Source organism: Streptomyces sp. NPDC005483 (genome assembly GCF_040606035.1).
GTDB lineage: Bacteria > Actinomycetota > Actinomycetes > Streptomycetales > Streptomycetaceae > Streptomyces.
In genome coordinates this window covers 192,894-217,519 of sequence record NZ_JBEXEA010000010.1, presented here as the reverse complement: position 1 = coordinate 217,519, position 24,626 = coordinate 192,894, and the positions used below count along the sequence as shown (strand labels likewise).

At 69.8% G+C, this 24,626-nt stretch carries 23 protein-coding genes and 1 pseudogene; 12 read left to right on the top strand and 12 right to left on the bottom strand.

The window, feature by feature from the left end; all coding sequences use genetic code 11:
- The first annotated feature begins 261 nt into the window (after window positions 1-261).
- Complete coding sequence (locus tag ABZT06_RS21215) at window positions 262-1,092, top strand: enoyl-CoA hydratase/isomerase family protein (RefSeq protein ID WP_355742796.1); 831 nt, start codon at window positions 262-264, stop codon at window positions 1,090-1,092.
- Window positions 1,093-1,437: 345 nt separating this feature from the next.
- Here the strand turns inward: ABZT06_RS21215 and ABZT06_RS21210 are convergent, their stop codons facing one another.
- Window positions 1,438-2,988, bottom strand: coding sequence for a hypothetical protein (locus ABZT06_RS21210; protein WP_355742793.1), 1,551 nt, complete (start codon window positions 2,986-2,988; stop codon window positions 1,438-1,440).
- Between the two features lie 303 nt (window positions 2,989-3,291).
- The gene (locus ABZT06_RS21205; protein ID WP_355742790.1) at window positions 3,292-4,857 is read right to left on the bottom strand and encodes a long-chain fatty acid--CoA ligase; all 1,566 of its coding nucleotides are present in this window, start codon (window positions 4,855-4,857) and stop codon (window positions 3,292-3,294) included.
- Window positions 4,858-5,178: 321 nt separating this feature from the next.
- Here ABZT06_RS21205 and ABZT06_RS21200 point away from each other — a divergent pair, with 321 nt between their 5' ends.
- Window positions 5,179-5,763, top strand: coding sequence for a TetR/AcrR family transcriptional regulator (locus ABZT06_RS21200; RefSeq protein ID WP_355742787.1), 585 nt, complete (start codon window positions 5,179-5,181; stop codon window positions 5,761-5,763).
- A gap of 51 nt (window positions 5,764-5,814) precedes the next feature.
- Here the strand turns inward: ABZT06_RS21200 and ABZT06_RS21195 are convergent, their stop codons facing one another.
- On the bottom strand, window positions 5,815-5,958 hold the full coding sequence (locus ABZT06_RS21195) for a hypothetical protein (protein WP_355742784.1): 144 nt from the start codon (window positions 5,956-5,958) through the stop codon (window positions 5,815-5,817).
- 213 nt (window positions 5,959-6,171) lie between these two features.
- On the opposite strand from ABZT06_RS21195, the gene ABZT06_RS21190 reads away from it, so the two are divergent.
- Window positions 6,172-6,294, top strand: a complete 123-nt coding sequence (locus ABZT06_RS21190; protein WP_355742781.1) for a hypothetical protein — start codon at window positions 6,172-6,174, stop codon at window positions 6,292-6,294.
- 105 nt (window positions 6,295-6,399) lie between these two features.
- The gene (locus tag ABZT06_RS21185) at window positions 6,400-6,900 is read left to right on the top strand and encodes a GNAT family N-acetyltransferase (protein ID WP_355742778.1); all 501 of its coding nucleotides are present in this window, start codon (window positions 6,400-6,402) and stop codon (window positions 6,898-6,900) included.
- A 3-nt stretch (window positions 6,901-6,903) separates the two neighbouring features.
- Here the strand turns inward: ABZT06_RS21185 and ABZT06_RS21180 are convergent, their stop codons facing one another.
- Window positions 6,904-7,230 carry a hypothetical protein gene (locus ABZT06_RS21180; RefSeq protein WP_355742775.1) on the bottom strand — a complete coding sequence of 109 codons (327 nt, stop codon included), beginning with the start codon at window positions 7,228-7,230 and terminating at the stop codon, window positions 6,904-6,906.
- Between the two features lie 250 nt (window positions 7,231-7,480).
- On the bottom strand, window positions 7,481-8,332 hold the full coding sequence (locus tag ABZT06_RS21175; protein WP_355742772.1) for an alpha/beta hydrolase: 852 nt from the start codon (window positions 8,330-8,332) through the stop codon (window positions 7,481-7,483).
- A gap of 542 nt (window positions 8,333-8,874) precedes the next feature.
- Between ABZT06_RS21175 and ABZT06_RS21170 the strand changes: the two genes are divergently transcribed.
- Together ABZT06_RS21170 and ABZT06_RS21165 are read left to right on the top strand one after the other, a co-directional pair.
- Window positions 8,875-9,477: a TetR/AcrR family transcriptional regulator gene (locus ABZT06_RS21170; RefSeq protein ID WP_355742769.1), complete on the top strand. Its 603-nt coding sequence runs from the start codon at window positions 8,875-8,877 to the stop codon at window positions 9,475-9,477.
- Window positions 9,478-9,924: 447 nt separating this feature from the next.
- Window positions 9,925-10,181, top strand: a pseudogene (locus ABZT06_RS21165) (Rrf2 family transcriptional regulator); the annotation flags it as partial.
- Between the two features lie 14 nt (window positions 10,182-10,195).
- On the opposite strand, the gene ABZT06_RS21160 reads toward ABZT06_RS21165, so the two are convergent.
- Entirely contained in the window at window positions 10,196-10,603 is a 408-nt protein-coding gene (locus ABZT06_RS21160) for a RidA family protein (protein ID WP_355742766.1), read from the bottom strand.
- Window positions 10,604-10,740: 137 nt separating this feature from the next.
- On the opposite strand from ABZT06_RS21160, the gene ABZT06_RS21155 reads away from it, so the two are divergent.
- Window positions 10,741-11,121, top strand: coding sequence for a helix-turn-helix domain-containing protein (locus ABZT06_RS21155; protein WP_355742763.1), 381 nt, complete (start codon window positions 10,741-10,743; stop codon window positions 11,119-11,121).
- Between the two features lie 19 nt (window positions 11,122-11,140).
- On the opposite strand, the gene ABZT06_RS21150 is transcribed toward ABZT06_RS21155, so the two are convergent.
- Genes ABZT06_RS21150 through ABZT06_RS21135 form a run of 4 tightly spaced genes read right to left on the bottom strand, consistent with a single transcriptional unit; the run spans window position 11,141 to window position 16,058 of the window.
- A complete protein-coding gene (locus ABZT06_RS21150; protein WP_355742760.1) occupies window positions 11,141-12,295 on the bottom strand; it encodes an XdhC/CoxI family protein in 1,155 nt (384 codons plus the stop codon).
- A 42-nt stretch (window positions 12,296-12,337) separates the two neighbouring features.
- Window positions 12,338-14,581 carry a xanthine dehydrogenase family protein molybdopterin-binding subunit gene (locus tag ABZT06_RS21145; protein WP_355742757.1) on the bottom strand — a complete coding sequence of 748 codons (2,244 nt, stop codon included), beginning with the start codon at window positions 14,579-14,581 and terminating at the stop codon, window positions 12,338-12,340.
- Entirely contained in the window at window positions 14,578-15,576 is a 999-nt protein-coding gene (locus tag ABZT06_RS21140; protein ID WP_355742755.1) for a xanthine dehydrogenase family protein subunit M, read from the bottom strand. Before ABZT06_RS21140 ends, ABZT06_RS21145 begins: the two co-directional genes overlap by 4 nt.
- A complete protein-coding gene (locus ABZT06_RS21135; RefSeq protein ID WP_355742752.1) occupies window positions 15,573-16,058 on the bottom strand; it encodes a 2Fe-2S iron-sulfur cluster-binding protein in 486 nt (161 codons plus the stop codon). Before ABZT06_RS21135 ends, ABZT06_RS21140 begins: the two co-directional genes overlap by 4 nt.
- 185 nt (window positions 16,059-16,243) lie before the next feature.
- On the opposite strand from ABZT06_RS21135, the gene ABZT06_RS21130 reads away from it, so the two are divergent.
- The 3 genes from ABZT06_RS21130 to ABZT06_RS21120 all read left to right on the top strand — a co-directional run bounded on the left by ABZT06_RS21130 (window position 16,244) and on the right by ABZT06_RS21120 (window position 19,525).
- Window positions 16,244-16,828, top strand: coding sequence for a TetR/AcrR family transcriptional regulator (locus ABZT06_RS21130; protein ID WP_355742749.1), 585 nt, complete (start codon window positions 16,244-16,246; stop codon window positions 16,826-16,828).
- Between the two features lie 166 nt (window positions 16,829-16,994).
- Window positions 16,995-19,007: a SpoIIE family protein phosphatase gene (locus ABZT06_RS21125; protein ID WP_355742746.1), complete on the top strand. Its 2,013-nt coding sequence runs from the start codon at window positions 16,995-16,997 to the stop codon at window positions 19,005-19,007.
- Window positions 18,932-19,525: a CGNR zinc finger domain-containing protein gene (locus ABZT06_RS21120; protein ID WP_355742743.1), complete on the top strand. Its 594-nt coding sequence runs from the start codon at window positions 18,932-18,934 to the stop codon at window positions 19,523-19,525. The genes ABZT06_RS21125 and ABZT06_RS21120 overlap by 76 nt, the downstream gene beginning before the upstream one ends.
- A gap of 35 nt (window positions 19,526-19,560) precedes the next feature.
- On the opposite strand, the gene ABZT06_RS21115 is transcribed toward ABZT06_RS21120, so the two are convergent.
- Complete coding sequence (locus tag ABZT06_RS21115; protein ID WP_355742740.1) at window positions 19,561-20,409, bottom strand: MBL fold metallo-hydrolase; 849 nt, start codon at window positions 20,407-20,409, stop codon at window positions 19,561-19,563.
- 222 nt (window positions 20,410-20,631) lie between these two features.
- Between ABZT06_RS21115 and ABZT06_RS21110 the strand changes: the two genes are divergently transcribed.
- Entirely contained in the window at window positions 20,632-21,801 is a 1,170-nt protein-coding gene (locus tag ABZT06_RS21110) for an alpha/beta hydrolase (protein WP_355742737.1), read from the top strand.
- 2 nt (window positions 21,802-21,803) lie between these two features.
- Window positions 21,804-22,721: an alpha/beta fold hydrolase gene (locus tag ABZT06_RS21105; RefSeq protein ID WP_355742734.1), complete on the top strand. Its 918-nt coding sequence runs from the start codon at window positions 21,804-21,806 to the stop codon at window positions 22,719-22,721.
- Window positions 22,722-22,948: 227 nt separating this feature from the next.
- On the opposite strand, the gene ABZT06_RS21100 is transcribed toward ABZT06_RS21105, so the two are convergent.
- A complete protein-coding gene (locus ABZT06_RS21100; protein WP_355742731.1) occupies window positions 22,949-24,220 on the bottom strand; it encodes an aldehyde dehydrogenase family protein in 1,272 nt (423 codons plus the stop codon).
- Window positions 24,221-24,626: the final 406 nt, after the last annotated feature.

Sequence of the window (24,626 nt, the reverse complement as noted above, 5' to 3'; positions counted from 1 at the left end):
GGCACCCCGACCGCGTGACCTTGCCCGCTCGTTCGTCCGGTGGATCAGATCTCTTGCCTGCCCAACCTCTTGCGCTTATAGTATTACGATCGTAAGTTAAATGGCGGGAACCGAAGGCCGGCTCACCAACGGCGGGAACGAAGCCCACACCGTGCCGCACGGGTACAAGCAGGCCCGGTGCAGCCGATGCCGCTCCGCCTCTCCGACAGTCAGGACGGCGGAACCCGCACCCCACCCGACAGAACGAAACGGAACCACGCCATGAGCCAGCCCAGCACTGTCCGCCTGGAGCGGACGACCCCGCGGACCGCCAGGATCACGTTCTCGAATCCTCCCGTGAACCTGGTGGTTCCCGAGTCCGTCGTGACGCTGCACAAGATCGTCCAGGAACTGGAGAACGACCCGGACATCCAGGTCGTCGTCTTCGCCAGCGAACTCCCCGACTTCTTCATCAACCACTTCGACGCCGCCGCGGCCGCCGACCTCCCCTTGCCCGAGCACGAGGACGACAACCCGGTCTGGACCGACATGGTCCTGCGGCTGAGCAAGGCCCCGTTCGTCAGCATCGCGGCCATCCGCGGCCGTACCCGCGGCGCCGGCAACGAGCTGGCCCTCGCCTGCGACCTGCGCTACGCCAGCCGCGAGAAGGCGTTCTTCGGCCAGCCCGAGGTCGGCCTCGGCCTCGTCCCCGGCGGAGGCGGCGGCGAGCGGCTCCCCCGCTCCATCGGCCGCGACCACGCCCTGGAAGCGATCCTGACCAGCGCCGACTACGACGCCGACCTGGCCGAACGCTGGGGATGGGTCACCCGAACCCTGCCCGACGCCGAACTCGACGCCTTCGTCGACGCGACTGCCGCCCGCCTCGCCTCCTTCGACCGGCCGGCAATCGCGACCGCCAAGTCCCAGGTCAACCGGGCGACACTGCCGCCGGACGCCCACCTGGTCGCCGCCTTCAACGAGTTCGCGGGCACCCTCACGCAGCCAGGATTCGCCGCGCGTGCGGTCAGGCTCGGCGCACTGGTCGCCGAGAAGGGCCTCGACGTCGAGTACCAGCTGGGCGAGTACATCGGCCGGGTCAACGAGACCCTCTGATCACCTCCCGCCGCGGCACGAGCGCCCCGAGGCAATCACCTTCCCCGGGCGCTTCGGCGTACGCACGGCGCAGACGGCGGAGGGCACTCGAGTCCACGGGGCGGCCCCTCACACGCGCCGACAGCCGGGACGGGACACGGACTCACCTCCCAGCGCTGACCACTCATTCCGCAGAGTGCCTGGACGAGGAGGGAGAGACGGAGCGGCGCCGAGGCCCAGCTGCGCGGCCTGCCGACAAGGGGGCAAGCCGCGCCAGACGGAAGCGGCCTGGGGCGCTCGATCTCGCGGCGATCACCGAACTGCATTGCGCCGACGTTCACGCCTGCCACGCCGGGGCGGGCAGCGTCAGCGGCCGCTCTGCGTCCGGGACCTTCGCGCCGCCAGGAACACCAGCGCGCCGCCCGCCACCAGCAGAACGGCGGTGCCCGCCCGCAGCAGGACTCCGTCCGCGCCCGTGGCGGCGAGCCCGCCGCCCGTCGTCGTCCCGCCCGTGGTTCCCGCCCCGGAGCCGGACGAGCTCGCGGTGGCCGTGGGCGACGGGGACGCGGAGGCGCTGGGCGACGGGCTGGACGTAGCCGAGCCGGTTGACTTCACCGCGATCGCCGCGGTGTCGTTCGCCGCGTCGTCGTCACGGTTGGGGTACTCGGGGTTCTCCACCGCCCGCACGCTGCCCTGCGCGCCGGGGACCACCCGGTCGATCCGCACCGTGAACTCCTGGGTCACAGAGTCGCCCGGCCGGAAGTCCGTGCTGCCGATGGCGCAGGTGTAGCTCTTCGCGCTGGCCTTGCCCGGTGTGCAGTTCCACAGCGGCCCGGGGTCGCCCTGCTCGCCGGGGCCGGGGGCGCCGGTGATGGTGGTACCGGCGGGCGGGGTCACCACGAACGTGCCGGAGTTGTCGGCGTCCATCCACTGGAAGCCCATCCGGCCCGGCCCGTTGTTCCGCACGCCCACGGTGATGCTCACCGTCTCGCCCACCTTGCCCTCGACCGTGTCGCCAAGCGCCTCATAGTCGGCGTACTGGGTGGTGGCGAAGGTGCCGTACCCGGAGCCGGTGAATCCGGAGCCGGCGGCGACGGACTTCAGGCCGAGCGGCGCGCCCGTGCCGGTCTCGGGGAAGCCGGACGGGTCGAAGGAGTCCGGCGCGGTGCCGCCGACCGGCCACACGACGTACGTGTTGTAGCCGTACATCGTGTCCTTGGAGGCGGTGTAGCGCAGCGGCGCGTCCGTCTCGTAGGCCGCGCCGGGCGTGACCGGGGTGTCGAACCGGCACCAGGCACCGGCCTCGGGCCGGTTCGAGCAGTGGCAGTTGGAGTGGTCACGGGCGAGAGAGACGCCTTCCGAGTCCTGCACCAGCAGCATGACGCCCTTGTCGGCGGGGGCTTTCCCGTTGTTGGCGAAGGCCGGGGTGCGCTCGAAGACGGCGCCGGGCGCGATGCCCTTCAGCGCCGGGTAGGGCCGGCTGACGAGCTTCGGCCCGCCGACCAGGACGTCCGTCTTCCCCGTCACGGTGGCCGTGTCGGAGGCGGTGGCGGTGTAGGTGATGGCACCGGTGTCGCCCGCCTTGGCGGCTGCGGTGGGTTTCAGGAGGAACGGGTCGATCGATTCCTTGCCCGACAGCGGGCCCACGTCGCACCTCACCTTCAGGGTGCCGGTGCTCACGCAGTCCCCCGTGACCACCATCGTCGCCTTCCCGGCGAGGGACGACGCGTCGACCGCGACCGAGACGTCGTGGGCATCCCCGCCCGAGGCCGTGATGCCGAGGTTGAGATTGGGGCCCTCGCCCTCGGTGGGAAGGTAGTAGTTCTCCTGGGCGTCCAGGACGAGCGTCGCTCCGGCAGCGTGCGCGGCCGGGGTCGCGACCGCCAGAGCCGCGGTCGCGAAAGCGGCGGCCGCCACTGTCCGCCATGATTTAAATATCGTCAGCACACTACGTGGACACGACAGAACACCGGAAGGTTGCGCCCGAGCGTCCGTCAGTTGACGGACGCGTTCGGCCTCGGGGATCAGGCGGGTGGACAACTCCGCGCCGGGGGGATAGTCCTGCCTGCCTTCCGGGGATCCTCACGCACGCGGCCCGCGGCGTTGAACACGAGTCGGGCGCGCCCGAACGCCCTCGCCAACGCCCCATGACCGCGCGCCGCGGTGGCGCAGCGGCTCGGCAAAAACTAGCCACCGGCACTTCGCGCCGGCGGTCGCCGCTCAGGAGAGTTGACGCTTGAGGATCTTGCCGGTGGAGGTCAGGGGCAGTTCGTCGGCGAACTGGACGATGCGCGGATACTTGTACGCGGCGAGCCGCGCCTTCGCCCAGGCCACGAGCTCGTCCTCGGTCGTGCCGCTGCCTGCCTCCTTCACCACGACGGCCTTGATCTCCTCGCCGTGGGACTCGTGCGGTACGCCGATCACGGCGACCAGCGAGACCGCCGGGTGCTCCATGAGCACTTCCTCGATCTCGCGCGGGTAGACGTTGAAGCCACCCCGGATGATCATGTCCTTGGACCGGTCGACGATGTAGTAGAAGCCGTCCTCGTCCCTGCGGGCGAGGTCGCCGGAGCGGAACCAGCCCTCCCTGATCGCCTCGGCCGTCGCGTCGGGCCGCTTGTAGTAGCCCTTCATGACGTTGTGTCCCCTGATCGCGATCTCCCCGATCTCCTCGGGGCCACCCTCGACATCCGACCAGTCGTCGCGGATCAGCCTCATCTCCACGCCTGGAATGGGCACTCCGATCGAGCCGACGCGTGGCTCCTCCCCGAACCGGGAGAAGGACGCGATCGGCGAGGTCTCGGACAGCCCGTAGCCCTCGAGGATCGTGACGCCGAAGCGGTCCTTGAACTGCTTGTGGATCTCGGCGGGCAGCGCGGCGCCGCCCGCCGCGGCCACGCGGAGCTTCGCGGCCAGGCGGGCGACGTCGACCGTCTCGTCGAGTGCCGCGAGCAGGCCCCAGTACATCGTCGGGACTCCGGCGAAGAACGTCACGTCGTGGGCGAGCATGAGGCGCAGGGCCGTCTGCGCCTCGAACCTCGGCTGCATCACGATCGTGCCGCCGAACGCGAAGGCTCCGTTCTGGACGACGGTCTGGCCGAAGGCGTGGAACAGCGGCAGCACACACAGGTAGGTGTCGGGGTGCCCGGGATCGGCGGCGAACAGGTCGCGGCCGATGAGCGCGTTGTCGTACACGTTGCGGTGCCGCAGCTCCGCGCCCTTGGGATGGCCGGTCGTGCCGGAGGTGTAGAGGACCACCGCGGTGTCGTCCTCGTCGCGCTCGATCGTCCGGAACGTCCCGGGCTGCCCGGCGACGGCCGCCTGGTAGGACTCCGGTGCCGCTCCCCCGGCCGGAGCCCCGGCACCGCTTTCGATCAGGAAGAACTCGGTGCAGCTCTCGGTCGCCCGGAACCCCTCCCACGCGGCCTGCCCGATCGGCAGTTCCGGCGTGCCCTCGAACACGAAGTACGCCTTCGCGTCCGAATCGGCGAGGTGATAGGCGATCTCCCGAGCCCTCAGCAGCACGTTCAGCGGCACGACCACGGCGCCCGCTTTGAGGATGCCGAAGTAGACGCTGGAGAACTCGGGCAGGTTGGGGCAGGACAGCGCGACCTTGTCGCCCGGCCGGATCCCGCGCGTGACGAGAAGGTTCGCGACGCGGCTGGCGGCGGCGTCGAGAGCGGCGTACGTGATGTGGTCGTCGCCGAAGACGATCGCGGTGCGCTCGGGGTGTCGGGACACCGTGTCCGTCAGCAGTCGTGACACGTTGCGGCTCGGGCTGAGCATCATTGCTCTCCTGGTTCTGCGGGCGCGGGCGAGCGGGCGGTCCGGACAACGGCCGAATCGGCGCGAGCCCGCCGCCCCAGGGCTGGAGAAGGCGATGGACTCGATGGCGGTGAGATCGCCTCCACTCGGGCCCATGGCTCATTTTGATGGACAGTCCGCTCTGTGCCTCGCGAGAACGTCGTGCCGGCGGACCGGGCCGGGGGGCGGCGGCTTCCGGTGGCAGAGCGGCAATTACCTGTCGACCGTAATATTACATACGTCAGACCATAGATTAGAATGAGATACGAGGCAATGACCCGGCGGAGTTGATGGAGGAACCCTGTGGCGCGCTACACCAAAGAGCACAAGCAGGTGACGCGGCAACGGATCATCGAGCGGGCCGGCCACCGGTTCAAGAAGGACGGCATCGACGGCTCCGGCATCTCCACGCTGATGTCGGACGCCGGGCTCACCAACGGAGCGTTCTATGCCCACTTCGAGTCCAAGGACGACCTGGTCGCCAACGTGGTCGCCGAGCAGCTGCGCGCGCAGGTTGAGCAGTACGGCACGCTGCGGCCCGGTCGCGAGGGGCTCGAGGACTTCCTTCGCGCGTATCTGTCGCCCGAGCATCGGGACAACCCCGGCGACGGTTGCCCGTCCGCGGCCCTGCTCGATGAGATCGGCCGCTGTGGTGACGCGACGAAGGGCGCCTATACCGAAGGCGCCAGGGCCATCGTGGAAGAGCTCGCCGCCCGCCTGGCCCCCGAGGATCCGCAGTCGGCCCGCGGTCAGGCCATCGGGCTCTACACGATGGCGGTGGGAACGTTGCAGCTGTCCCGCGCGCTGTCCGACCGGAAGTTCTCCGACGAGGTCCTCGAGCGGGGAATCGAGAACGCCCTCTCCTTCGTCCGGCCAGAGGCACGGTGAGGGCGGGTAGCCCACAGCCGCTTGCCCGCCCGCCCATGCCGGGGGGACGGGTCAGACCTTCGCCTTCTCCCTGACCCACACGCAGATCCGCGCGATGGCGGCGTCCGCCTCCGGAGCCCGGCCGGCGCCGGAGACGTACAAGTGCGGGCCTCCCCATCCACGCCCGCCCGAGTGCTCGCGGCAGGAGTCGGTCATCGGCTCAGCGGATCACACCGTCCTCGCCCTCGAACTGTGACGGCGTCCACTCGTCCTCCTGCGCAACACCGGAACGCTGCCGATGGACGGGGGGACAGTCCCGAAGGAACCGTGACCGCATCGTCGGCAAGATGACGCACGGTCGTCGTCCTCGGCCCGCTCGACAACGCCCCTCATGCCCAACTGCGCGACTGGGCGGGCGCCTTCGGACAGATGGACTGGCTGCCCGGCGGGCACCCCCGCGAGTTGACCACGACCGTGCTCGACGGGTTCGACGACCTCGTACCGATGGCTGGACCGCCGTCCACCGTCGCGGTGCGCAGGTCGGCCGGCTGATGCCCGGCCCGGCCAGCCCTGTACTGGCGGACTGCTGTGGGCTGTTGCGAAAGTGGATCAAGGGTCTTGTTTGGCGTCCGGTATGGGTCGTGTGATGCTGGCGTCGTGACTGATCAACGCGAGGTTGTCATCGTCCGCTGGCCAGGTCAGGGGCGTTCTGTGGACGCCGGGCCGGCTGAGCTGTTGGCGAGCTACCATCTGCGGACGGAGGCCGAGAAGGGCGAGGCCGTCGCCGATGTGGACGGGCTGCCGGACCGCTACCGGGCAGAAGTCCTGGACCCGCGGACTGCGTTCGCGGACGCTGTCGTGCTGGTGGCACTCAGCGCGGACACCGCTGTGGGCTGCGTGGTGGTGACCGCCCCCGTCGGGGGGCGGGCAGAGGTCAAGAGGCTCTGGACCGACCCGGCATGCAGGAACCAGGGCATCGCGTCTGGACTGGTCAGCGCCGCACTTGCGCATTCCGCGGAAAGCGGTGTCAGCACCGTACGGCTGTCGGTGTGGAAGTGGCGGGCAGCCGCCATCGCCCTCTACGAGCGACTCGGCTTCACCGTCGCCGAGTCATGGGACGAGCGGGATCAACTGGTGTGCATGGAGCGTGCCGTGTGAGTGTCACAGCCACTCGTTGATCACTGCTTCCAGCACGGCTGCTTCGTAGCCGACAGCGAGCATTGATGCCCCTCCGGTGGCTACAGCCCGGTGGGGTTGGAGACGACTGATCCCGCACTCCACCGCGTGGCGCTCCTTGCAGTCGGCCTTGTCGAACTTCGGCGGCCGACCGCAGCGGGAAACGTGCTTCTTGCGGTTGCAGACCTGTTCGGCCTTCTCTGGAATAGTGCAGCGGATGCGGCATCTGCGCAGGTACTCGCGGTGCGCGCGGGATCCGTACGCCTGGTCAGCGCGGCCTTGCCCGGTGGCTTGGCCATCGCGCACCCGCACGGAGCGAGCACTGCGGCAACGCCTGGGCGGGATCGAGAGGCACTTGGCCGACCCCATCCATGACCGGGACCGGACCCGCCGGACCATGTCCGCCCCCGCAGGGCCGGCTCCGCCCCGCAAGGCCGCGCTGTCAGCAGGCGGACACCGGAGAGCAATCGTGCAAGCGCCGCCGTACAGCGGCGAGTCGGCGCTTGCCCGATGGTCGACCGATCGCCGCCCGGGTCCGGTATCGGTGGCGCGGTCGGCGTGCTCAGGCGGCGAGGAAGTCGGTCACCTGCTTGGTGAAGGCCTTGGCGTGCTGGAAGAGGAAGGCGTGGCCGGCGTCGCCGTAGAGGAGGAGGGTGGCGTCGGACAGGTGCTGGACGGCGACGTAGGACGCGTGGGCGGGGACCATCACGTCGTGCAGGCCGTTGGCGTACAGGACCGGGTGCTTGATGGACTCCAGTTCGGCCTGGACGTCGTCGAAGGGGGCTGCCAGGAGCTGGCCGATCGCGGCGAGCATCGCCTGCGCCGCCGTCTCGGAGACCGCGGGGCCACCGGCGGCGAGTCGGGTCGAGACGTGGGCGAAGTGCTCGTGTCCCGAGGCACGGGCCGCTTCCGTCTCCGGGTAGAACAGGAACAGCGTGTCCTCGAGGTCGGCGTCGGGCTTGGCCATGATGCCCAGGACCTTCTCACTCGCCTCCGGCGCACCGGGCACCCAGCCGTTCGGGCCACTGCCCGCCACGATGATCTTGCGCACCAGCTCTGGACGCCGCGCGGCCAGGCGCTGGGCCACGAAGCCGCCCAGTGACCAGCCGAGCACGTCGGCCTGCGTGAGGCCGAGTGCCTCGATGAACTCGGCGGCGCCCTCGGCGAATCCGTCGATGGAGTCGCGCGGCTCGCCGGTGGTGTAGCCGACGCCGACGTTGTCGAAGACGATCACGTCGTGGTCGGCGGCCAGGTAGTCCAGGAACTCCGGGTCCCACCAGTCGATGGTCGCGCGGAAACGGTGCAGAAGGACCAGCGGGACACCGCCCTGCGGACCCATCCGCCGGTAGGTGAAAGTCGCCGAGGGGCCCTCCACGGTGAGGTCCTCGGCCTTGTCTGCCAGATATGTGCTCATGACGTCCTTCCCTTGTTGGCGGGTGCCTGTCAGATCTCGCGGGTCCACTCACGCAGCACACCGGAGACATGGTGGGTCTGCGGGCGACTGCCCTTGCCGGCGCTAGATGCGGCGAGCCGGGATTGTGGATCAGGTTGACGATCCGCTCGGATCGCTCGAGCACGTGGGTGACCTGCATGTCACTCATGGCATCGAGCCGAAGGAGTGCCGACTGCAGGGGTGACCAGGTGGCTTCCGGCTCGCTCCGATCACTTCGGAACCCACCTCGCCGAGTCGCGAGGCGATTAAATTATGTTCGTAATACTATGCACGGGCACGCCGGGCTCGCAAGGGGCTCCCCCTGAGGAGCGGAGGCCCGCGCCCGTGACGCGCAACCGCATACAGACCGCGCAGGGAGTCCAGCCTGCGCGGACCGAGGGCGACAGCCCGACCCTGACCGCGAGAGCGGCGGAATCCAGGATTATTGAATTACGTTCACAATACAATACATTGAAGGAGTCGCTGGAGGGCGAGTGGCCCACCCGGCACGTAGAGGAGTTGCGGTGCGATACAGGAAAGAGCACAAGCAGGCCACCAGGCAGAGGATCATCGAGACGGCCGGCCGCCGCTTCAAGGAGGACGGCATCGACGGCTCGGGTATCGCGGCGCTCATGAGGGACGCCGGGCTGACCAACGGCGCCTTCTATACCCACTTCACGTCCAAGGACGACCTGGTGGCCACCACGATCGCCGACCAGCTGCAGGCCCAGAACGCGACCATCGTCGCGCACGCGGAACCTGGCCGCGCGGGCCTCGAACAGATCGTGCGCTGGTACCTGTCCCCCTGGCACCGTGACAGCCGCGACATCGGCTGCCCCTCCGCCGCCCTGCTCGACGAGATAGGGCGCTGCACGCACCCGACCAAGCAGGCGTACACCGACGGCGTACTCGTGGTCGCCGACGGCATCGCCGCCCGCCTGGCGCCGGATGACCCGCTCTCGGTCCGCACCAGGGCCCTCAGCGCGTACGCCATGATGGCCGGAACGCTCCAACTCGCGCGGGCCCTCGCCGACCAGCAGCTCGCCGATGACGTCCTCGATCAGGGCATCGACAACGTCCTTGCACTGCTCGGCGTCGAGCAGGCGCGCACCAGGACGGCGCACTGACCGGCGTGCACGCGGACACCGCGGAGCGCACACCGATCAGCCCGGCGTCGCCCACACTCCGCGCCAACACCTCGCGGCGACCATATGCGGGCTCCGGGTGCCGAGTGCATCGCCCCCTCCTGTGCGGGTGGTACCTCGGCCAGGCCACAGGCGCGGTACGGCCGTTGACGTGTGAGCCCGGAGATCGCGTGGCGGTGCGGGCCGGTTCGCCCACACCAATGCCGAACAAGGCCGCCGCCGAGACCGACCGGCCAGGCGGCCCCTGGGCGTTCGCCAGTCCGCGGACGGCTTCACGTGCCCTCGAGCGCTCAAGCGCTCGCAGGCCGCGCGTCGCGTGACAGGCTCGGCCAGAGCATGGACCGTGCCCTGGGCAGCGACGCCGGCTTGGCTCCTGCCCTGGGTCACCGCCAGGCCGGCCACGCGGTCGGCTGACGTAGGAGAGCAGGTCGCGACGGGCTCGTAAAGTCCCGACGGGGTGTGGGTTCGGGCTGGTCGCTAGCACGTGGGCTGGAGTCGATGACCCTGCTCGCCGTGTGCGGGTCAGTGGAAACCCGGTCCGCTGTTCGCGGGCACCGCACCACCCCGGACCAGGGATGCGTGGTGAGTTACCGCATCCACCCGGCGATGGCCTCGAGGAGAACCTGAGGCACGAGCTGGCCCGCGTCCCGCTCGAGAACGTCCTCCGGGACATACGCGCGGCACCTCACCGGCCTCCCCTTCAGTCGAGGACCGCGGTGGCTTCGATCTCGACCAGATGGTCCGGGATGTCCAGTGCCGCAACGCCTATCAGCGTGGCCGGCGGGGCCGGGGTGACTCCCAGCTTCGCGGCGGCCCGGGAGATGCCTTCCAGGAGCAGGGGCATCTTGTCGGGGGTCCAGTCGACCACGTAGAAGGTCAGCTTCGCCACGTCGTCGAAGGAGCCACCGACCTCGGCCAGGGCGGTGCCGACGTTGAGATAGCTCTGCTCGACCTGGGCGGCCAGGTCGCCTTCGCCGATCGTGTTTCCCTCGGTGTCCCAGGCGACCTGCCCGGCGATGAAGACCAGCCTTGACCCGGATGCGATCGACACCTGCCGATAGACATCGATCTCGGGCAATCCGCCGGGGTTCACAAAGGTGATGGCCATGGTGCCTGTCTCCTCGTCCTGAGCGCCTGTGGGCCGTCCGTGCCGGCCAAGACGCAACTCTCTTGTGGTTACTCAGTAACCGTAGGAGAGTGGACGCTGACGTGGAAGAACGCACTTTTCAGTGACTGGAGAACCCTATGGTTACCACGCAGCTCACGGGCTCGCCCGAGGATGCGGATCTGGCGCGTGCGGGCTCCCTGGCGCGGGAGATCTTCTCCGACGTCGCCAACAAGTGGGCGTTCCTCATCATCGAAGGTCTCGGTGATCGCACCCTGCGCTTCAGCGAGTTGCGGAACGAGGTCGAGGGCATCAGTCACAAGATGCTCACCCAGAATCTGCGCATGCTGGAGCGCAACGGCCTGGTCGACCGCACCGTGCACCCCACCGTCCCACCGCGGGTCGAATACACCCTCACCGAGCCGGGTCAAGCCCTGCGGGCAACGGTCGACGCAATGTGCGGCTGGACCCACCAGTACTTCGGTCACATCGAGGCCGCCCGTCGCCGCTTCGGCGCCTGACCGCCGGCTCGCAGTCGCGTCACGCGGCCACTCGCGTCGACCGCCCTGACCGGCGCCCATCGGTGTCGTGGTGGATCGGTGTCTGCGAACTGCTCAGGGGCAGGCCTGTTCCGCCTTGGCGGGCGGCGACGATCTCGGCCGCGATGGACAGGGCCGTCTCCTCGGGTGTGCGGGCGCCGAGATCGAGGCCGATGGGTGAGTGCAGCCGGGTCAGTTCGGCTTCGGTGAGGCCGGTTTCGCGGAGTCTGCGGTCGCGGTCCTCGTGGGTGCGGCGGGAGCCCATCGCGCCGATGTAGGCGGCCGGCAGCCGCAGGGCCGTTTCGAGGAGGGGTACGTCGAACTTGGCGTCGTGGGTGAGGACGCAGACCACGGTGCGGTCGTCGGTCGGGGTGCGCTGCAGGTATCGGTGCGGCCAGTCGACCTCGATGTCATCGGCCTCGGGAAAGCGCGTCCGGGTGGCGAAGACGGGCCGGGCGTCGCACACGGTGACGTGGTAGCCGAGGAACTTGCCCATGCGCACCAGGGCGGCGGCGAAGTCGATGGCGCCGAAGACGAGCATGTGCGGTGGCGGCACGCTCGACTCGACGAGCACGGTCAACTCCGCCTCGCAGTGGGAGCCGTCCTGCGCGATGTCCAAGGTGCCGGTGCGGCCGGCGTTCAGCAGGGAGCGGGATTCGTCGGCGACGGTGCGGTCCAGGTCGGGACGTCCGCCCAGTCCACCTTCGTACGAGCCGTCCTGGCGGACTGCCAGCGCCCGCCCGAGGAACTCTGCCGGGCCGCGGACCACGCGGGCGAGCGCCGCCGCCTCCCCTCGGACGGCGGCCGACAGCGCCACCTGGAACGCCTTCCTGCCCGGTCCGTCGGCGGCCACGGGGGTGACCAGGATGTCGAGCACCCCGCCGCAGGTCAGCCCTACGGCGAAGGCGTCCTCGTCGCTGTAGCCGAACCGCTCGCGCACCGCCTGGCCGTCGGCGAGCGCCTGGGCGCACAGGTCGTAGACCGCGCCTTCGACACAGCCGCCGGAGACCGAGCCGATGGCCGTGCCGTCAGCGTCGACGGCGAGCGCGGCACCCGGCCCTCGCGGCGCGCTGCCGCTGACGGCCACGACGGTGGCCACGGCGAAGTCCCGCCCCTCCTCGAGCCACCGGTTCAGCTCATCCGCGATGTCCAACACGGGAGTTTCTTTCTTGTCGTCGTCCGCAGATGGACCGTCGTCTCAGAGCAGCTTGTCCAGCGTGATCGGCAGGTCCCGGATCCGCTTGCCGGTCGCGTGGTAGACGGCGTTCGCGATCGCGGCCGCCACGCCGGTCGTGCCGACCTCGCCCAGCCCGATGATTCCAAGGGGCATGGTCTTGTCCGGTTCGTCGAGCCAGGCGACATCGATCGGGGGGATGTCGGCGTGCACCGGCACGTAGTAGGAGTCGAGCCCGGCGCTCATGGTGCGCCCGTTGCGCGGGTCGACCAGGCTCTGCTCCGACAGCGCCATGCCGATGCCCATGATCACGGCCCCGCGGAGCTGGCTGGCCGTGGTCTTGGGGTTGATGATGCGGCCGACGTCGAACATGCCGAGCCAGCGCGAGATCCGCAGTTCGCCGGTGTCGGCGTTCACCCGCACCTCGCAGAACTGCGCGCCGCGGGCGGCCTTGGACCAGCGCTGGTCCTTCAGGAAGTTGGTGAGGAAGCGGCCCTGAGCGCCCAGCAGACCCCGCCGGGTGTCCGACCCGACCGAGGCCTCGAGGAACGGTCGCCCCGCTGCGCGCAGGGCGGCCGCCGGTTCCTGGCCGGTCGTGCCCGTTCGCTGGGCCAGAGCGGTCACCTTGCGGGTCAGCTCGGCGCAGGCGGCGAGGAGGCTGGTGGCCACCGTCGCCGTCTGGTTGGAGTTGCCGGCCATCGGGCCGGACGGCAGGGCCGAATCGCCGTACTCCACCCGGACCTTCTCGTAGGCGATGCCGAGGGCGTCGGCGGCGATCTGTGCCTGTACGGTCGCGGCGCCCATGCCCATCTCGTGGAAACCGCATTGCACGAGCGCGCTGCCGTCGTCGCTCAGCCGTACCTTGACGTCGGCGACCAGGCGCAGGGTCGGGTGGAAAGCGGTGGCCATGCCCATCCCGACGAGCCACTCGCCGTCCCGCATCGAGCGGGGTTCGGGGTCGCGGTCCGCCCAGCCGAAGCGTTCCGCGCCCCTCTCGAAGGCTTCACGCTGCATGCGCTGGGAGAACTTCTTGCCGCGCGTCGGATCCGTCGCGGGCTCGTTGCGCAGCCGCAGGGCGATCGGGTCCATGGACAGCTCGTAGGCGAGTTCGTCCATCGCTGATTCCAGCACGAAGCTGCCGATCGCCTCGCCGGGGGCGCGCAGCCAGGTGTTGGGCATCAGGTCCATGGAGACGAGGTTCTGCCGGGTCAGCATGTTCTGGGCGCCGTAGAGGTGCCGGGCGGGCGAGCTGGTCGCCTCGAGCAGGCCGCCGGCCGAGCCGGTGCGGGTGATGCTGTCCTGGATCAGTGAGGTGAGCCGGCCGTCGCGGGTCGCACCGAGCGCGATCCGGTTGGTCGATGCGGTGCGCCCGCCGGTGGCGCGGTTGACGGCCGTGCGGCTCAGTGCCAGGCGCACAGGCCGTCCGACAGCCTTGGCCGCCATGGCCGCGATGACCGTGCCGGGCCAGACGGCGAACTTGCCTCCGAAGCCGCCCCCCAGGAACTCGGCACGGACGCGGACGTGGGACACCGGCACACCGAACCGCCCGGCCAGGTAGCGGCGGCTCTGGTCCGTCGCCTGCGTGGTGTCGTGCACGGTGAGATGGTCACCGTCCCAGACGGCGACCGTCGCGTGCGGCTCAATCGCGTTGTGCTGCAGGCCGGGCGTGGTGTAGCGCAGATCGACCGACACCTCCGCGGTGGCCAGCGCCGCCTCGGCGTCGCCCTTCTTTGTGTGGCCGGCGAAGGTGAGGTCGCCCTTCGCCGGGGTGGCGTTGTGCTGCTCGGCGGCGAAGTCCACCCGCGCGGGCAGCGGGTCGTAGGTCACTTCGACGAGCGGGGCGGCCTCGTTCGCCGCGGCAGAGGTCTCGGCAACCACGACGGCGATCGGCTGGCCGTCCCAGAAGACCTGATCGGTGTTGAGGTAGTCGAGGCTGGTGCCCGACACGTCCGGTCCGAGGTTCAGCACGATGTTGGCTTTGCGTTCGGGGCGGATCCTCGGCGCGTTGAGGTGGGTGATGACCGCGACCACGCCGGGCACCGCGGCCGCCGCGGCCGTGTCGATGCCGGTGATCGTGCCCCGGGCGACGGTGGCATGCACCAGCGTCGCGTACGTGAGGTTCGGGTAGTGGTGCTCGGCGGAGAACCGCACCGCCCCGGTCACCTTCGCGTGGCCGTCCCGGCGGTCCACCGGCCGTCCGACCGCTCCCCCGACGGGCACAGAAGCGCCTGTGCCGGGCTCGGAGCCTGTCCAAGTGCGTGTGGTCACGATGCGCTCCGCTCGGCGTTGAGTTTCCGCAGCACGGCAACGACCGTCCGCTGGGCCAGGTCGATCTTGAAGGCGTTGTCGGGCAGGGGCAGGGCGGGGGCGAGTTCGGCGGCGGCAGCCATGGCGAAACTTTCGTCAGTGGCTTCGGCGCCGAGCAGCAGCTCTTCCGCGATGCGTGCCCGCCACGGCTTGGTCGCGACGCCGCCGAGTGCGAGGCGGACCTCGGCAATGCGGCCGTCGGCGCCGACCTTGAGCGCGGCAGCGACGGAGACGAGGGCGAAGGCGTAGGACGCACGGTCGCGGACCTTGCGGTAGAGCGAGTGCGCCGCGACCGGCACCGGGGGCAGCTCGATCGCCGTGATCAGCTCGTCGGCGGCGAGCACCGTCTCGATGTGGGGGGTGTCGCCGGGCAACGTGTGGAAGTCGGCGACCGGGATACGGCGCACGCCGCGCACGCTTTCGACCTCGACGACCGCGTCGAGCAGCACCAGCGCCACCGCCATGTCCGAGGGATGCGTCGCCACGCAGTGCTCGCTGGCCCCCAGCACCGCGCTGCCGCGGGAGAACCCGCCGATCGCGTCACAGCCGCTGCCGGGCACACGCTTGTTGCAGGCGGAGGCCTCGTCATAGAAATACATGCAGCGGGTGCGCTGCAGAAGATTGCCGCCCACCGTCGCCATGTTCCGCAACTGCGCGGACGCCCCCAGCAGGATCGCCTTGGCCAGCACCGGATAGCGAGTCCTGACCAGGGGGTCCGCGGCGAGGCGGCTGTTGGTCACCAGGGCGCCGACGCGGAGGGTGCCGTCGGGCAGTTCCTCGATCCCGGTCAGCGGCAGGCGGGTGATGTCCACGACCGTCGCCGGCTCTTCGATGCCCTCACGCATGAGGTCGACCAAGTTCGTCCCGCCCGCGAGGAACTTCACGCCCTCGCCGTCGGCGATCGTACGCAGCGCCGTGACCGTGTCCGGTGCGCTGAGGTAGGAGAACGACTTCACTTCGCGACCTCCTTGATCGCCGAGACGATGCCGTTGTAGGCGCCGCAGCGGCACAGGTTGCCGCTCATCCGCTCCCGGATCTCCGCCTCGTCCAACTCCCCGCCGGTAGCGGCGAGATGCTCGGTCGCCGCACTGGGCGCGCCCTCCTTGTGTTCGGCCAGCATGCCGATCGCCGAGCAGATCTGGCCCGGCGTGCAGTAGCCGCACTGGAATCCGTCGGTGCGGACGAACGCCTCCTGCAGCGGGTGGTCGACCCCTTCGATGGTCGTGATCTCCCGGCCCTGGTACTGCACCGCCAGCGCGAGGCAGGAGTTGATCCGCCGGCCGTCCACCAGCACCGTGCAGGCGCCGCACGCGCCCTGGTCGCAGCCCTTTTTGGTGCCGGTCAGGCCCAGGTACTCGCGCAGCGCGTCGAGCAGGCTCACCTGCGGCGCGACGTCCAGCCTCTGGGCGGAACCGTTGATCCGCAGCTCTATCTCCACTGTGCCGTTCCTCCGGTTCACCCGTGATCTAAAACAGGAACGTAGCAGTTCATTTGATTAACAGCATCACTGATGTCGCGATTTTGCATTTCCCTGCAACACCAGTGATGCGAATCAACGTAAATCCGCAGGTCGGGCATAGGGTCTTCGGTGCATCACGAATCAACAACGGGAGTGGAGAAGTCATGGGTCGACCCCTACGGGCCGATGCCGCACGCAGCGTGCGCGCGATTCTGGAGGCGGCCGAGCAGGTGCTCGCCGAAGACCCCGGCGCGTCCATGGAGCAGATCGCCGAGCAGGCGGGAGTGGCCAGAACGACGGTGCACCGGCGGTTCGCCAACCGCCAGGCCCTCATCGAAGCACTCGCCGCCTCGGCGAAGCGTCAGCTCATGGAGGCTGTGGAAGACGCCCACATGGACACCGCCCCACCGCTCGTGGCACTGCACCGCGGCACGGCGAACGTACTGCGGACCAAGAGCGTCTGGCGGTTCACCCTCGGCCACCCCCTCGCCGACACCCCCCTCACCGAGGTGATCTGGTCCGAGATCAACGCCGGCGTCCTGGAGTTCTTCGCCCGGGCCCAGCGCGAAGGGCTCCTCGCCCCGGACACGGACCTCATGTGGGCGCGACGGGTCTACTACGCCCTCGTCGACGAGGCCCAGCACGGAGGCGGCGCGGATCTCGACCCGGACCAGGTCCGGCAGAACGCGGACGCATTGGCCACGCTCGTCGTCGACACGTTTCTGCGGGGCACGGGACCGCACGGCTGAACCGCCCGGCCGACGCCCCCGTCTCGTCTTGCCGTCCGCCGCTCCCCGTACGATCGTGGACAGTGCCTCCGCACAAGGCAGAAGGGCCAGGTGCGCCATGCATCGCACCGGCGGGCCGCCCAGCCGACGCGCACGGCAACCGGACAAGGCCCACCCTGTCGAATCCGTGACCATAGCGGTGACGGACGGGGCCTCGCGTGTGGCCTATTGGAGTCGTGAAGCCCAGGAGCTCCTCGGATACCCCCCTGCGGAGATCATCGGCCGGCCGTTGGACGATCTGCTCTCCGCAGACGGTGCCACGCTGCGGCATCGCGATGGCAGCCTGTTGGACACCAGGGCCCACCTGAGCCCGTTGGTCGGCGCCACACAGCAGCAGTACTTCCTCGTGACGACCGTTCCGTCGCCAGGGACGGGGAGGCTGCAAGACCTCATGTGGTGGATGCTGGAACAGCAATCCCCGTCCCTTACGATCCACGACCGTGACGGGCGGCTGCTGTGGGCCAACGAGGCCACACGGTGGGCGGTGGGCTACGTCCAGAGCGAAGTCCGCGGCCGACGTCTGACCGAATACCTCCCGGGATCCGCGTTCGAGGAGGCGGAGCGCAGGATCCTCAGGGTCGGCGATACCGGCGAGCCGGAATACACCGAGCTGTTCGTTGCACTCCCACGTGAACCCAGGGCACACGCCTGGGCCGTGGACGTCTTCCCTCTCAAGGACGCGCACGGCCGGGTGCACGCGGTGGGCATGGTGGCCAACGACTACTCCGAGCAGCACCACAGCCGCGAACGCATGGCCCTGCTCAGCGAGGCCAGGACCCGCATCGGCGCCAGCCTGGACGTGGCGGGAACCGCCCAGGAACTCGTCGACGTGACCGTGGCTGTGTCCCACTTCGCCGACTTCGTCAGCGTCGACCTGCTGGAGGACGTCTTCCGTGGTGCGCTGCCCGGCCCCGGTGCCCCGGCACCCGTCTCGTTGCGACGAGCGGCGCAGGGCGGCACCCGCCCTCTCCCGCCCGACACCGCCCCTGGCGTCGGCGCGATCCACACCCCTCCACAGTCGTCTCCCATCGTCCGCTGCCAGATCACCGGCCGTACGGTGCTGGGCCACATGCAGGACCCCGACATCATGCGCTGGCTTGCCGAGGACCCCGCCCAGGAGGCGTACGCCCGCGCCTTCGGAACGCACTCCCTGCTCGCGGTACCCGTCCGGGCCCACGGCGTGATCCTCGGAGCCGCCCTCTTCCTCCGGCACGCGGCCTCTCCCGACCCTTTCGGCCCCGACGACCGGACCGTCATCGAGGACCTGGTGGCCAAGGTCGCCGTCTGCCTGGACAACGCCCGTCGCTTCACCCACGAACGCGGCATCGCACTGGCGCTCCAGCGCTCTCTTCTGCCCGGGAGGCCCACCCTCCACCCTGCTGTGGAGACGGCATCCCGTTATGTGCCCGCAGGCGGCAACGCCGGGGTGGGCGGCGACTGGTTCGACGTGATCCCGCTCCCGGGCGCGCGCGTCGGACTCGTCGTCGGAGACGTCGTGGGGCACGGCATCAACGCCTCGGCCACCATGGGCCGCCTGCGCACAGCGGTGCGCACCCTCGCCGACATCGACCTGGCGCCCGACGAGCTCCTCACCCACCTCGACGACATCGTGACCCACTCCGGGCTCCCCCAAGACGTCGATGACGCCGACGACACCTCGGCATCACAGATCCCGGGAGACATCGGCGCCACCTGCCTGTACGCCGTCTACGACCCCGTCTCCCGCACCTGCTCGCTGGCCCGCGCCGGCCACCCGCCCCCGATCCTGGTCGGCCCGGACGCAACGGCGCAGGTCGTGGACCTGCCGGCCGGCCCGCCCCTCGGCCTGGGAAGCCTGCCCTTCGAGGCGGCGGAGTTCACGGTGCCCGAAAACAGCGTGCTGGCCCTGTTCACCGACGGTCTCATCGAAAGCCGCCATCACGACCTCGACGAAGGCAACCGCAGCCTGTGCCGGGCACTCGCCCGGCCAGAGCCCTCGCTCGAAGCCCTGTGCGACACGGTCCTGGACACCCAGCACCCCGCGGCCTCCTCGCCAAGGAAGACTGGAGCTAATAAGCTATGCCTATGTCTGAACTCGCGAGCGAACGCTACACCGACCGCATCGCCACCGGACCGCTCGTCCTCGTCCAGGAGGTCTTGAACACCCGCGCCGCCGGCAAGCCCGCGCTCGAGGACCTGCTCTCGACGCCGGAATCCGCCACGTCGTGGCTCTCCGGCGCGCTGGCCGAGTGGAGTCGGCGTACCGGGGCGCAGGCGCCGATGATCGAGGTCGACGAACCGGGGCTGGTGCGGCTTCAGCAGCTACGCGCGTCGCTGCAGATGACGGTGTCGGGTGCGGTGCGCGACGCTCCTGTCCGGTCCGCGCCGAAGGGGGTGAGCGGCGCGCTCGAGGTGCGGATCGACGCCGACGGCGTCTTCTCGGTGGCGCCGCGCGGCAAGGACGTCGGGTGGGTCGTCGCGGCCGTGCTCAACGAGATCACGAACGCCCAACTGACGGGTACGTGGCGTCGTTTGAAGATGTGCCGTAACCGGGTCTGCTCGGTTGCCTTCTATGACGGCACGAACCCCAACAACGGCGCCTGGCATGACGTGCGCATCTGCGGTAACGCCGTGAACCTTCGGGCCTCGCGGCAGCGTCGGGCGGCCGCGCGCGCGTAGCGCGCCGCGGGCCGCCCGGCCGATGCGCCGACTGCTCAGCCTTTCGCCGCCCGGCAGGAGCCCCACAGCGCACCGGGATTGATGCGCGACGGGTGACGCTCCAGCATGTACTCGTAGAGCTCGAGGGTGCTGCCGGTGCGACGTACCCCGGTGTTGAAATCGAGGATGTAGCGGCGGGTCTCCTCGATGTGACGGGGATCGTCGTCGGCGGTCTGATCCTTGTGCCCCGCGACGATCGCGGTCGGCGCCAGCGCCTCGACCGTGTCGAGAGCCCTCAGCCACTCGTCCCGCCCGTCCGCGTCCGACGCCGCGAGCATGAGGTGCACGTTGTTGTAGATCACGTCGCCGGCGACGATCAGCCCCAGGTCCGGAACGTGCAGGCAGGTGGTGTTGTCGCTGTCGGTGTGTCCCAGGCGGACCGGGCGGACCTCCGCCCCGCCCACCGTCAGGACCTCGTCCTCCAGCGGTTCGGCGAGCACGAGTCGCTCAGGGATCTGCTCGGGGAACCAGGCGTGCCAGACGGCCTTGAGGACCTCGGGCGAGGACTGGTAGGCCATGTCCTCGACGACCTCGGGCAGCGCGAAGGCGCGCGCTGCGGGGTACTGCTGCAGAACGGCTCCGAGGCCGAACCAGTGGTCCCCGTGGCCGTGGGTGACGTACACGCTCGTCACCGCAGCGTCCCGCTCGCTGAGCCACCGCAGCAGGCCCTTTGACTGGGCGATCGTGAAGAGCGGATCCACCAGCAGCGCCTCTCCCCCGTTCGAGATGAGGATGCTCGACGTCGGTGACCAGGAGCGCTCGCTCTGATCGGGCGGCACGTCCGCGTTGGTGGTCGGCATGCCGTCCGCGATGTGAACGGCGTAGGTCAAGGCGTTCGACGTCATTGGTGGACTCCTCGGATTCTCTGGTGGTCGCTCCCACTCCGGCCGGAACGCGGGGGGAGCCGGAGGGAGGGCCGGCCCTCGTTCCGTCGATCACAGAGCGATGACATTGACGCAAGCATAGACCCTATGCTTACGTCATAGAGCTCGCGTCGGCCGAGAATCTCGAGAGCCACCGGCTCCGATTCGTCGCCGCAACAGAGCGATCGTCAAAGGAGACACGAGATGAACAGCCCAGCGACGAAGGCGCCGACCGCGGTGCTCGTCCACGGATATCTGGACGACGGCGCCATCTGGAACAGCGTCCGCACCGTCCTCGACGAGCGGTCGATTCCCTCGATCGCGTTCGAGCTCGCCGGTATGGGTACGCGCGCCTCGGATCAAGGGCCGTTCACGCTCGCCCGCTGGGCCGACGACCTCGAAACCGTCGTGCGCACGACGGAGGGCCCCGTCGTACTCGTCGGCCACAGCATGGGCAGCCAGATCGCCGAACTCGTCGCCGCCCGCCTGGACGACCAGGTGCGCTCGCTCGTCCTGGTCAATCCGATCCCGCTCGCGGGCACTCACCTGCCCCCGGAGCAGATCGCCCCCTTCCAGGCACCGGACCTCGGACTCGAAGCGCAGCGCGCCTTCCGCGGCTCGCTCGCCACCGCGTTCCCGGCCGAGGAGAACGACCGGCTCGCCCAAGTGGCGCTGCACGTCGACCCGTCGACGATCGCCGACACGGCGACGGCGTGGAACAACGGCCACCCGGACGGGCAGCAGCCCAGCAAGTTCCACGGCAGCGTCACTGTCCTGCGCGGCGAGAACGACCCCTTCGTCACGGAAGAGATCGTCGCCGCGTACGTCGCGCCCCGCTTCCCCGGCGCCACCACCCAGACGATCGCGGACGCGGGCCACTGGGCGCACGCCGAGAACCCGGCGGCGGTCGCCGATCTCATCGGCGCGCTCGTCGAGGCGTCGGCCTCCGCCGACGACCGCCCGGCCAAAGCCTGGACGAGTGCCTTCGAGCAGCGCACCCAGGACTCCTTCGCGGCGGCGCTCTCGCCGAACGTGCGGATGGAGGCGAGCGCGCTCGCCAAGCCGGTCGAGCGCAAGGAACACGTCGAAGCCCTCATGACCGCGGTGAGCTCCGTGTACGAGCGGCTCGAGTTCGTCCGGAAGGCGCAGGACGGCCCGCGGACGTATCTGGAGTGGGAGGCCGCCGCGTTCGGCGGTTTCCAGATGAAGGGGATCACGATCCTCACGCGTGATGACGAAGGGCTCATCACGGAGATCGCCATCCACCACCGCCCCTTCGGCGCCGTGGTGCAGATCAACGCGAAGGTCGGGGGTCCCCTCATCGAGGCCGGCCTCATCCCCGCCGAGTACTTCAACTTCACGGAAGGCGAATGACCATGACAGAACGCATCGACGTGGAGTTCACGGCGGACGGGGATGTGACCCTGCGCGGCTGGCTCTACCTGCCGGACGCCGAGGGCCCGCGCCCCGCGATCACGATGGCGCACGGATTCGGCGCCAACCGGGAGATGGGTCTCGACCCGTACGCGCGCAAGTTCGCGGACGCCGGTTTCGTGGTCCTCGTCCACGATCACCGCACGTTCGGCGCGAGCGACGGCGAGCCCCGCAACGACGTCGAGCCGTGGCGTCAGATCGCGGACTGGCGCCGCGCGATCAGCTTCCTGGAGGCCCGGCCGGAGGTCGACGCGGACCGCATCGGGGTGTGGGGCTCGAGCTTCGCGGGCGGTCATGCGATCGTGCTCGGCGCGACCGACGTGCGGATCAAGGCCGTCGTGTCGCAGGTGCCCACCATCAGCGGATTCGAGCAGTGGCAGCGCAAGGTCCCGCCGGAGCGCATCGCCGCCTTCGAACTCGCCCAGGCCGAGGACGAACGCGCCCTGGCCGCCGGCGGTGAGCTGCGGTACCAGACCTCCATCGGCGACGATCCCACCGACCCGGCCCTGTACAGCAGCCCGGACGCAGTGCGCTTCTACCGTGACGTGGTTCCGCCTGGTCGCTGGAACAACACGGTGACGAGGCGCTCCAGCCGGGCCGCGCGGCTGTACGAGCCGGGCGGGTGGATCGCCCGGGTCTCGCCCAAGCCGCTCATGATGATCGTCGAGACCGGCGAGACGGTGGTCCCGGCCGACATCCAGCTGACCGCCTTCGAGCGGGCACTCGCCCCGAAGGAGCTGGTGCTGCTGCCCGGTGGGCACTTCGACGCCTACAAGGTGCACTTCGAGGAATCCAGCGGTGCCGCGCTGTCGTGGTTCCGCGCTCACCTCGACCCGGCAGCGGTCTCAGCCCGGTCGTGAACGTGGGGGCGGTCCCGGCTGTTGCTGGGACCGCCCCCACGTTCACGCGCCGCGTCGACCAATCATGCGCGACCCCGAGTGCCGTTCCACCCGGTCACCGGCCGCCGTGTGTGCCGGCACGAACATGCAGAGGACGCGTCGCGGGCATCGGCAATAGCACTTGGGGGGCAGGTTGCCGGTGCGGCGTCCCACGTCTCGCGGGACCCGCACCTGGATGCGGTTTCGGCTCAACGATGCATGGACGCCGCGGGTCGCACGACGTACTGGCGCAGATACAGGTCGCGGTAGGTGACAGGGCCGCGGGGGCCGGGGACGCGGTCGAGGTTGATGCCGGTTTCTGGCAGGCGCAGGAGCTTGAAGCCGTCGAGGAGGCGTGTGGTGGAGTTCCAGAAGACGCCTGAGCCACCGTAGGCGTCCATGAACCGGGCGGCGGTGTCCGAGTCGTGGGTGGCGATGGCAGCGGCCAGTCCGGAGGTCTCCTCGTTGGCGATCCGTGCGGCTTGGATCGGACCGTCCGCCTCGTCGATCGTCACCGTGGCCGCACGCTCGGAGTCCAGGGACCACTCGTAACCGCGCGCGTGGGTGTGCGGCGGCAGTGATGCCGCGATGCCCAGGTCTTCGAGGGTCTTCACGATGCCCGGCAGCAGCGTGTCGTGGACGGCCCGGTCGATGAGGAGCAGATTGAGCCGGTTGCAGACGCCCAGCCGGTCCAGGCTGCTGGTCACCAGCTCGTGCACCAGCTTCTCGTCGGCGTCCGGGGCCACATACAGCACTCCGCCGCCGTCCGCGTGGGCCAGCGTGCGCACGCCGTGACGGGCGGCTTCGAGGCCGAGTTCCCGGGTGCTGTCTCCGCTGCCGCGCAGGATGACCAGGGGGACCGTCTCCGGCAGCGACACCAGCGCGTATGCCGCCGCTCGGTCCTCGCTCGGCACCAGCTGGATGGCGTCCGGGTTCAGGCCCGCGTCGGTGAGCGCGGGCGTGATCACGTGAGTGACCAGGGCCTGGGAGGAGCGCAGGGCAGCCGAACCGGTGCGCAGCACACCGGCGTTGCGGGACTTGAGGAACTGGGAGGCGACGTCGAGTGTCACATTCGGACGCGCCTCGAAGTTCGCGCCGATGACCCCCACCGGGCGGCGGCGCTCCAGCAGGACCAGGCCGTCGGGACGCTCTTCGAGGACGGTGTCCCGCGGCTCGTGCGGCACATCCGCCAGCGTACGCAGCGCCGCGGCCATGTCCTCGAGCCGTGGGCCGGTCAGCCGCAGGCGATCCTGCAGTGCCGCCGACATCCCGCTCGAGGCGGCCGACCGCAGGTCGTCCTGGTTCGCCGCTGTCAGCAGGTCGCGTGCCGTGTCCAGCCGCTCCGCCATGGCCCGCAGCGCGGTGTCGATCTCCACGTCCGAAGCGCGGGCCAAGGCCGCCGAGCCCTGCGTCGCCCGGACTGCGCAGGCGTGCACCGCCTCTTGGACGGCGCGGGGCACGCTCATCTCGTTCCTGCTCACATCGGTCCTTTCACAGTCCAAGCGAAATACGCGACACATGGGTGCACCATGGGTGACGCATGGTCGACCGGAGGATCGTTCAACAATCCTCGCACACGGTCACTGTAAACCGCTCGGTTTCCTCTTGCAAGACGTACGACACCGCCCCTCCCGTCCGCCCTCCTGCACGCGCGGGGGCGATCAGCTGCGGAATCAGTACGTGCGGCACGGCATCGCCCTCGAGAACGAAGGGCACACTGGCGCCGACACTCTTGGCGACCCCGAGGCGACTGTCGACGGCGATCACGGTCGTGGCACCCGCGGCCACTGCCGCGAGCTGTCCTCGGCGCGGAAGGCCGTGCTGCCGTCGGCGCGAGCGCCACCGAAGTCACGCATGGCGAAGTCGGCGCAGAAACCCCGCTCTTGC

Bases quoted from the DNA above. Each gene is read 5' to 3' on its own strand.
- ABZT06_RS21215 (WP_355742796.1), top strand. From the start codon at position 262: ATGAGCCAGCCCAGCACTGTCCGCCTGGAGCGGACGACCCCGCGGACC.
- ABZT06_RS21205 (WP_355742790.1), bottom strand. From the start codon at position 4,857: ATGCTCAGCCCGAGCCGCAACGTGTCACGACTGCTGACGGACACGGTG.
- ABZT06_RS21195 (WP_355742784.1), bottom strand. From the start codon at position 5,958: ATGACCGACTCCTGCCGCGAGCACTCGGGCGGGCGTGGATGGGGAGGC.
- ABZT06_RS21190 (WP_355742781.1), top strand. From the start codon at position 6,172: ATGGACTGGCTGCCCGGCGGGCACCCCCGCGAGTTGACCACGACCGTG.
- ABZT06_RS21175 (WP_355742772.1), bottom strand. From the start codon at position 8,332: ATGAGCACATATCTGGCAGACAAGGCCGAGGACCTCACCGTGGAGGGC.
- ABZT06_RS21160 (WP_355742766.1), bottom strand. From the start codon at position 10,603: ATGGCCATCACCTTTGTGAACCCCGGCGGATTGCCCGAGATCGATGTC.
- ABZT06_RS21155 (WP_355742763.1), top strand. From the start codon at position 10,741: ATGGTTACCACGCAGCTCACGGGCTCGCCCGAGGATGCGGATCTGGCG.
- ABZT06_RS21130 (WP_355742749.1), top strand. From the start codon at position 16,244: ATGGGTCGACCCCTACGGGCCGATGCCGCACGCAGCGTGCGCGCGATT.
- ABZT06_RS21120 (WP_355742743.1), top strand. From the start codon at position 18,932: ATGTCTGAACTCGCGAGCGAACGCTACACCGACCGCATCGCCACCGGA.
- ABZT06_RS21115 (WP_355742740.1), bottom strand. From the start codon at position 20,409: ATGACGTCGAACGCCTTGACCTACGCCGTTCACATCGCGGACGGCATG.
- ABZT06_RS21110 (WP_355742737.1), top strand. From the start codon at position 20,632: ATGAACAGCCCAGCGACGAAGGCGCCGACCGCGGTGCTCGTCCACGGA.
- ABZT06_RS21105 (WP_355742734.1), top strand. From the start codon at position 21,804: ATGACAGAACGCATCGACGTGGAGTTCACGGCGGACGGGGATGTGACC.